The following is a 1583-nucleotide window of genomic DNA, read 5'->3' as shown; positions in this document are numbered from 1 at the left end:
TGTGGAATTCCGACCTGATCGAGACGCTCGAGTTCGACAACCTGATCGCGCAGGCGGTGGTGACGATGAATTCAGCGGCCAACCGCACCGAGAGCCGCGGCGCCCATGCCCGCGAGGATTTTCCGAACCGCGACGACCAGACCTGGATGAAGCATACGCTGGCCTGGATCGACGAGCGCGGCAACACCACGATCGACTACCGTCCGGTCCACGATTACACGATGACCAACGACGTACAGTACATTCCGCCCAAGGCGCGGGTGTATTGAGTGAACTTGTCATGCGCGGGCTTGACCCGCGCATCCATCTTCAAAAGAGGATGGATTGCCGGGTCAAGCCCGGCAATGACGAGGCGGTTGATAATTGGGGCCGGAAAGGGCTGACATCGGCGAACTCCGTCGCTATATCAGCCCCCGCCCGGCACGTCCGGGCATTTGGCGTTCGGATGGGATTGTTGAAATGACGGGTACGACACGCTCGAGCGGTGGGCTCGACGACCGCCGCAAGCGGCTGCTGTTTCGCTGCTGGCATCGCGGCACCCGCGAAATGGACCTCATCCTCGGCCGCTTTGCCGATGCCGAGATCGGCAACCTTTCCGACGACGAACTGGACCGGCTGGAACGGCTGATCGAAGTGCCCGACCCGGACCTGTATGCCGCGATCACCGGCGACCAGCCGCTTGCGCCGGAACATGCGGGCGCGCTGTTCGACCGCATCAAGGCGTTTCGCGCGGTGGAACACGGCGTATGAAAGTTTCCGCCAAATCGCCCGCCCTGATGCTGGCGCCGGGCCGCGCGCTAACCTTCGCCAATGTCGCCGAGGGGGCCGAAGGGCTCGTGGTCTCGGACCTCGCCCGCGCCGTCGCCGCGCAGCCCAAGCGGCCGGCGGTCAGCCTGGCGGTGGTCTGCCGCGATGGCCCGCGCATGCAGCAACTGGCGCGGGCGCTGGAATTTTTTGCGCCCGACCTCGCCGTCCTGCAGTTTCCGGCCTGGGATTGCCAGCCCTATGACCGGGTGTCGCCGCACGGCGGCGTTCTGGCCCAGCGGCTGACGACGCTGGCCAAATTGTCGCGGCTGCAGGGCAGTGACAAGCCGCTGATCGTGCTGACCACCGTCAATGCGATCGTGCAGCGGGTGCCGGCGCGTGAGGCCGTCGCGGCGCAGGCGCTGTCGGTCGCGCCGGGCAACGTCGTGCCGATGGATTCGATCGTCGCCTGGCTGGAGCACAACGGCTACGGCCGCTCCTCGACGGTGCGCGAGCCCGGCGAATATGCCGTGCGCGGCGGCATTCTGGATTTGTTTCCGGCCGGGCTCGATCAACCCGTGCGGTTCGATTTCTTCGGCGATTCACTGGAATCCATCCGCAGCTTCGACGCCGAAACCCAGCGCACGCTGCTGGACATGCGCGGCCTCGATTTGGTGCCGGTCTCGGAATTCCAGCTTACCACCGAAACCATCCGTCGTTTCCGGATGGGTTACGTCGCAGCGTTCGGTGCGCCAGAGCGCGACGACCAGCTTTATGAAGCCGTCACCGAGGGCCGCCGTCATCCCGGCATGGAGCACTGGCTGCCGCTGTTTCAGGAC

At 65.4% G+C, this 1583-nt stretch carries 1 protein-coding gene and 2 pseudogenes; all 3 read left to right on the top strand.

The features are described from left to right. Nucleotides 1–269: pseudogene (locus V7D69_RS16130) on the top strand (succinate dehydrogenase/fumarate reductase flavoprotein subunit); the annotation flags it as partial. A 190-nt stretch (nucleotides 270–459) separates the two neighbouring features. Continuing rightward, complete coding sequence (locus V7D69_RS16125) at nucleotides 460–750, top strand: FAD assembly factor SdhE (protein ID WP_333606356.1); 291 nt, start codon at nucleotides 460–462, stop codon at nucleotides 748–750. After that, a pseudogene (locus V7D69_RS16120) lies at nucleotides 747–1583 on the top strand (transcription-repair coupling factor); the annotation flags it as partial. The gene V7D69_RS16125 and the pseudogene V7D69_RS16120, both read left to right, overlap by 4 nt.

This window comes from Novosphingobium sp. (genome assembly GCF_036733805.1).
In the GTDB taxonomy this organism is placed as follows: Bacteria; Pseudomonadota; Alphaproteobacteria; order Sphingomonadales; family Sphingomonadaceae; genus Novosphingobium.
The sequence above is the reverse complement of the archived record's forward strand: the minus strand, read 5'-3'. Positions and strand labels throughout refer to the sequence as shown.

Excerpts from the sequence above, each read along its gene's own strand:
- V7D69_RS16125 (WP_333606356.1), top strand. The coding sequence starts at position 460 with ATGACGGGTACGACACGCTCGAGCGGTGGGCTCGACGACCGCCGCAAG.